The sequence below is a fragment of the Pseudomonas sp. Pseusp3 genome, from assembly GCF_047304225.1.
Taxonomy (GTDB): Bacteria; Pseudomonadota; Gammaproteobacteria; order Pseudomonadales; family Pseudomonadaceae; genus Aquipseudomonas; species Aquipseudomonas fluorescens_CD.
The window spans coordinates 23,575-29,574 of the sequence record NZ_JBGLYV010000072.1 but is presented as its reverse complement, the minus strand read 5'-3'; the positions used below and the strand labels follow the sequence as shown (position 1 = coordinate 29,574).

Sequence of the window (6,000 nt, the reverse complement as noted above, 5' to 3'; positions counted from 1 at the left end):
CCGCTCAACGCGGCGCGCTCTGCCACATGCCCCAGGCTGTCGAAATTGATGTTGGCACCTGAGTCGATGGCGACCAGGGTCTGGCCACGAGCCCCGCTCCGTGCCACGTACTTCTTGATTCCGGCTACTGCCAGCGCGCCGGAAGGTTCGGTGATCGAGCGGGTATCGTCGTAGATATTCTTGATCGCAGCGCAAAGTTCATCATTGCTGACTGTCACGACGTCATCGACGCAAAACCGGCAGACCTCGAAGCCGTAAGCGCCGATCTGCGCCACCGCCACCCCGTCGGCGAAGGTGCCGACGCTGGGCAGGATAACCCGCTCATCGGCCAGCAACGCGGCTTGCAGGCACGCTGAATGTTCCGACTCGACGCCGATGATGCGAATTTCCGGCCGCAAGTATTTGACGTAAGCGGCGATACCCGCGATCAGCCCTCCGCCACCCACCGGCACGAAGATCGCATCCAGCGGACCTTGATGCTGGCGCAGGATTTCCATGGCCACCGTGCCTTGGCCCGCGATCACCTCGGGATCGTCGAAGGGTGAAACAAAGGTGCGACCGGTTTCCCCGGCCAGGTCCAGCGCATAGGCCAGTGCAAACGGAAAGCTTTCCCCGTGCAATACCGCATCAGCGCCGCGACTGCGCACCCCGATGACCTTCAGTTGCGGCGTCGTGCAGGGCATGACGATGGTTGCATTGATCCCCAGTTCCCGCGCGGCCAAGGCCACACCCTGCGCATGATTGCCGGCTGAAGCCGTGACCACGCCGCGAGCCTTTTGCGCTTCGCTCAGTTGCACCAGCTTGTTGTAGGCGCCGCGAATCTTGAAGGAAAAGGTCGGTTGCAAGTCTTCGCGCTTGAGCAGGACCTGGTTGCCCAAGGCTTCAGACAAGGCCGACGCCGGTTGCAACGGCGTGCGCACCGCCAGCTCATACACAGGCGCGGCAAGGATTTTTTTGACGTAGCGTTCAAGCAGGGCTTGCTGATCGGTTGTAAAACTCATCGTCGTCTCCTGACGTTGATCGGGGCCCGGGAGACAGAAAGTAAAAACCCGCCTCTGGGGCGGGTTGGGTGCTGCAGTCGTGAGCTAGCCCGCCAGATGAGGAATGGCGGTAATAATGCTTGGCTGGCAGCGCAATACGGAGGAAGTCATGGCTCGAAATTAGCCGGGCATTGATGGCAAGTCAATGGCAAGTTTGCGCTGCGCGCTATAGGCTGCTGACTCTATCAAATTCATTGTCCAAGGAAGGAAACCATGAAGGCTATCGCCCTGCCCCTTATCGCCCTGATCGCCTTTGCCGGCTATACCGTTTCGGTGATGCTCCAGGCCGAGCAATCGCTGATCGATTTCGGCATCAGCCTGATGTCCAGCCCGGATACCGCACAGGTGGTGATCGATCTTTACTTGCTGGCGGTACTGGCGAGCATCTGGATGTACCGGGATGCACGAAAGCGCGGGCAGTCGGCGCTTTCAGTGGTGCCTTATCTATTGATCACCGCTGTTTTTGTGTCGATTGGGCCATTGTTGTATCTGGTTGTGCGCGGGTTTCAGGATCGAAAGGCATTAGTTGCCACGACTCGACAGATCTGACTCGGCCCCAGTGGGGGCCATGGCGGTCAACTTGCACCGCCATCATTTCGCCAAGCGCTTGAGCCCCACCACCATCGCCGCCGCCCCGATCATCATCGCCGACAGCAGCAACGGGTACGAAACCCACCAAGGCGTTCCCGCCGTCATCATGCTGAACTCGGACATGCCGCCAATGCTCGCCAGCAGATTCAATGGCAGAAACACCACGTTGATCAACGTCAGCTTGCGCAGCAGGTTGTTCATGCTGTTGTTCATCAGGTTGCCCCGGGCGTCGATGAGTCCGGAGAACACCGTTGAATAGATTTCCGCCTGCTTGTAACACTGGTTGTTTTCGATGATCAGGTCATCTATCAGGCCGATGGCCTCAGTGCTGAAACACTGTTTTTGCGCATGATTGCGCAGTCGGGTCAGGACGGCGCCATTGCTGTGAATCGCGTTGATGTAATAGATCAGGCTTTCGCTGAGGTTGAACATCTGGATCAGATGCTGGTTCTGCATCGAGGCGTTGAATTTCTGCTGCAATTCCCGGGCGATCAGCTTGATGACCTTCAAGTGCCCCAGGTAATGATGAATGTTGTTGAACAGCAGATCGAGCAAGACATCCAGTGGCGTATTGAGGGCCTGACGCTTGCCGAGCCCGTTGAGCGGGGCGTCATCGGTGGCGATCACCAGCAACCGGCCCGGAGAAAACAGCAGACCACAAGAGGACACCTGGAACCCCAGGCTGTCGGCGCCTGGCCCTGCTCGAGCGCGGCCGCCAATACCGCATCTACCAGCACCAGTCGGTGCCGGAGATCGTCGAGCACGTCCTGCGCAGCCGCCACCAGTTTGCGTATCAGGACTTCGTCTTCGACCTGACCCGCGAATACCCCCGGCGCGAACAGGTCATGCAGTATGGCGAAAGCGATCTGGCGTTCATCAGCCGGCTGCTGGCCGAGGTCGGCATCTGCGGCACCGAAGTCGCCATCGCCTTCGAACAGGGCGACCCCGACACCGTCACTCGGCATGCGCATACTCTCGCTACCTCCGCGACCGGCACCCTCAATGCCGCCGCTGAAGAACTGGAGTCACCCCTTCGGCGACCGTGGCAACCCGTTGCAGCAATTGACCCAACTGGCCAACGCCCAAGCCGGTTACTACCCGTTCCTGATCTGGAAGCGTCCGGACAGTTACTCAGGCGTGGTTGCAGGGTGACTTCATAACGCGCTTCGTCGCGGGAGCCGGAGAGGCGTTGCAAGGCGGTGATCACGCCGTGCAGGGTGCGCAGCGGTGTGATTACAGGGATGGGCAGGCCTTTGATCACCGGTGGCTGTTTGGCGGCGTACAGGCTGAAACGGGCTTGCTTGCCAAGCAGTTGTTCCGGGGCGAGGTCCTGCTCGGTGCTGGTGAATTCGATGTGGTAGCTGAAGGGTTGGCTCAGGTGCTCCTTGCCGTGGAAGGCGAGGACGTCGAGGTGGGTCTCGAGCTCGTCGACCCAGAGTTTGTGGCGGCTGTGGTCGAAGAAGACGGGCGGAATGCTGTTCAAGTATGGGCCTCCCTGGGCGTTCGGGGAGGCTTCATTTCCATCCCCGTTCAAGCGCTCGACAGCTTTCTGGAAGCGGACAGGCGTTGAAATAGGAGGCTTCCGAAATGCGTGTAGGACGCGTCCGGGATGTTGGACTATCGGATCTTCAGGACCTGTAGGAATCTATGTGTGAGCGGGCTTGCTCGCGAAGGCGGCGTGTGAGTTTCACCTCAATCCGACTTTATACAAGGCACCATCCTCTTCATCGGTCAGCACATACACATACCCGTCCGGCCCTTGTCGCACATCACGAATGCGCTTTTTCAGCTCCCCGAGCAAGCGTTCCTCGTGCACCACCTTGTCGCCATTGAACTCCAGGCGAATCAGTTCCTGGCTGGCCAACGCGCCGATAAACACGTTGCCCTGCCAGGCCTTGAAGCGGTCGGCATCGTAAAACGCCATGCCACTCAGGCCCGGGGACTTTTCCCAGACATGGTTCGGGGAAACTGTGCCTTCGACGGTATCGCCCCTGGCTTCGGGAATCGGTAGACCGGAGTAGTTGATGCCATGGGTCGCCAGCGGCCAGCCGTAATTCCTGCCACGCTCGATGATGTTGATTTCATCGCCGCCCCGAGGGCCGTGTTCGTTTTCCCACAGCGTGCCGTTCCATGGATTGAGTGCCGCGCCTTGCGGGTTACGCTGTCCGTAGGACCAGATTTCCGGACGCACGTTGGCCTGGCCGACAAAGGGGTTGTCCTTGGGTACCGTGCCGTCCGGGTAGATTCGCACCACTTTGCCTTGCAGCTTGTCGAGGTCCTGGGCGGTCGGGCGGTCATTGTTTTCCCCCAGGGTCACGAACAGATAGCCGTCGCGATCGAACACCAGCCGCGAGCCAAAATGGTTGCCGACCGAGAGTTTGGGTTCCTGACGCAGGATCACCTGGAAATCCTTGAGCGCCGTCATATCTTCGGAGAGCCGGCCGCGGCCCACCGCAGTACCGGCCTTGTTACCTTCGCCACCCCCTTCGGCATAGGACAGGTAGACCATCCGGTCCTGCTTGAAGTCCGGTGACAACGCCACGTCCAGCAAGCCGCCCTGCCCCTTGGCCCAGACCGTTGGTACGCCATTGAGCGGTGCCGACAGCTTGCCGTCGGCAGTGACCAGCCGCAGGTTGCCGGGGCGTTCGGTTACCAGCATGCTTTTACCATCCGGCAAGAACGCCAGCGCCCAAGGGTGCTCCAGCCCCGTCACGATCGGGGTGGCCTCAAGGGTGCCTTCTTCGCTTTTCATCGTCTGGGTGGGCGCGGCAAGCACAGTGCACGTGACGGTGATCAATGCGCCGGCACAGAGGGGTGCCAACAGGTTTTTGCGCAACATGCACGATTCCTTTTCTGATCAACATGAGGTCTGCTGAAAACAGCGGGCAGACGACCTGCCTGCCACTCAAGGGATGTTGTTACCGATGTCTCGTGGGGGTGGATTGGCAATGAACTTCGGCGGGTTGGCGGGAACGCTCCGCTCGGGATAGCGATTACCGATGCCGCCGTTGTCCAGCGTCGGCGAGCGCTGGATCGGAACGGTATTCGGTCCGCGTATAGCCGGGGCACTGGGTTGAGTGCCTTGCATGCTGTTGGGATTGGCCCGCTGAACCGGACTGTTGTAAGGGTTGTTGTTGGTGCGGCCTGGCAGGTTCTGGGCCAATTGCAACGAAGCAGAGGCATCGGCCTGTGCCTGGGGGCCCAGAATGGCACTCAAGGCTAGCGCAATGGCGCCAAACACGTATCGGTTCATGGGGTGCCTCTCTACGTCGCGTGGATAAGGACTTCGATACCACGCTACGCCCGGGGTTCGGATTTGTTAACAAAAACCTCCCCGGGAAGATGTAACAGAACACCTCTCAGATCAGAATGAAGACTGCCAGCAATCCGGCAAAGATCGTCCATTTTTCGAGGTAGTAAAGCGTGCGGTTACGCTTTTTCAGTTGCTTGCCGCGCAGGCGAACCTTGTAGATCCTGCCGAACAGTCGGTTGAGCCCTCCGGTCCTGTCGCCCGCCTCGTTCGGCGCGCCAGCCGCCGACATGACATTGCGACTGAACCAGCGATTGAATGCCGCTGCCCACCGATACTTCATCGGCCTCTCGACGTCGCAGAACAAAATGATGCGATTGTGCGGCGTGGTGTTTTCCGCGTAATGAATGTAGGTCTCATCGAACATCACCACTTCGCCATCGCGCCAGTGGTAGTTCTGGCCATCGACATTGATGTAGCAACCGTCGGCGTTGGGTGTATCCAGGCCCAGGTGATAACGGTACGAACCGGCATACGGATCGCGGTGGCGCACCAGTCTGGAGCCCGGCGGCAATTCGGCGAACATCGCCGCCTTGATCGAGTCAATACCCTGCAACAGCTCGGTGGTGCGCGGGCAGAGCTTCATGGCCGAGGGGTGGCTGTCGCCATACCACTTGAGATAGAAGCGCTTCCAACCGGTCTTGAAAAACGAGTTGAAACCGACGTCGTCGTATTGGTTCGAACGCTTGATCTCGCCGGCGTGAAGCAAATTCTGGCCTTCGGCACGAATTTCTTCCCAGTGTGCCTGCAACGGACGCAGGTCGGGGAAGTCGGCCGGGTCGAGATACGGCTTGTTGGGGATTTTCGAGAACAGATAAAGAAAGCAGTTTATCGGCGCCAGAAACGTCGAGTGATCACTCAACTGGCGACCCAGCTTATGGCGCACTTGACCACGCAGATGGACATACGCAATGGAGACAACGTAGATAACGGCAATGATCAGTTTCACGGAAATCGTCACACATCAGAAGTAAAAAAACTGCACCCTTTACCGGCATCCCGGTCTCCCGGTCTTGTGCAGCGGCTGAATACGAAACAGAGGCCCTGTGATGCCATCGA

At 59.1% G+C, this 6,000-nt stretch carries 6 protein-coding genes and 3 pseudogenes; 3 read left to right on the top strand and 6 right to left on the bottom strand.

The features are described 5' to 3' along the window. The coding region (ilvA, locus tag ACCD00_RS21835; protein ID WP_413427488.1) for a threonine ammonia-lyase, biosynthetic at positions 1–1,001 on the bottom strand (1,001 nt) is incomplete at its 3' end. A 252-nt stretch (positions 1,002–1,253) separates the two neighbouring features. On the opposite strand from ilvA, the gene ACCD00_RS21830 reads away from it, so the two are divergent. Continuing rightward, positions 1,254–1,589, top strand: a complete 336-nt coding sequence (locus ACCD00_RS21830; RefSeq protein WP_413427487.1) for a DUF2834 domain-containing protein — start codon at positions 1,254–1,256, stop codon at positions 1,587–1,589. 42 nt (positions 1,590–1,631) lie between these two features. Here ACCD00_RS21830 and ACCD00_RS21825 read toward each other — a convergent pair. Next, a pseudogene (locus ACCD00_RS21825) lies at positions 1,632–2,324 on the bottom strand (CorA family divalent cation transporter); the annotation flags it as partial. Between ACCD00_RS21825 and ACCD00_RS21820 the strand changes: the two are divergent. Both ACCD00_RS21820 and ACCD00_RS21815 read left to right on the top strand, forming a co-directional pair. Beyond that, a pseudogene (locus tag ACCD00_RS21820) lies at positions 2,321–2,536 on the top strand (contractile injection system protein, VgrG/Pvc8 family); the annotation flags it as partial. The pseudogenes ACCD00_RS21825 and ACCD00_RS21820 sit on opposite strands and share 4 nt — an antisense overlap. A gap of 97 nt (positions 2,537–2,633) precedes the next feature. Further along, positions 2,634–2,783, top strand: a complete 150-nt coding sequence (locus tag ACCD00_RS21815; protein ID WP_413427490.1) for a hypothetical protein — start codon at positions 2,634–2,636, stop codon at positions 2,781–2,783. Positions 2,784–2,820: 37 nt separating this feature from the next. Here the strand turns inward: ACCD00_RS21815 and ACCD00_RS21810 are convergent. From ACCD00_RS21810 to lpxO, 4 genes and pseudogenes are all read right to left on the bottom strand, one after another. Then, positions 2,821–3,114, bottom strand: a pseudogene (locus ACCD00_RS21810) (type VI secretion system tip protein VgrG); the annotation flags it as partial. 204 nt (positions 3,115–3,318) lie between these two features. Continuing rightward, positions 3,319–4,470, bottom strand: a complete 1,152-nt coding sequence (locus tag ACCD00_RS21805) for a PQQ-dependent sugar dehydrogenase (RefSeq protein WP_413427486.1) — start codon at positions 4,468–4,470, stop codon at positions 3,319–3,321. Positions 4,471–4,536: 66 nt separating this feature from the next. Next, positions 4,537–4,884 (bottom strand): hypothetical protein, encoded by a 348-nt coding sequence (locus tag ACCD00_RS21800; protein ID WP_413427485.1) that lies wholly within the window; start codon positions 4,882–4,884, stop codon positions 4,537–4,539. Positions 4,885–4,990: 106 nt separating this feature from the next. Further along, positions 4,991–5,890, bottom strand: a complete 900-nt coding sequence (lpxO, locus tag ACCD00_RS21795) for a lipid A hydroxylase LpxO (RefSeq protein ID WP_413427484.1) — start codon at positions 5,888–5,890, stop codon at positions 4,991–4,993. Positions 5,891–6,000: the final 110 nt, after the last annotated feature.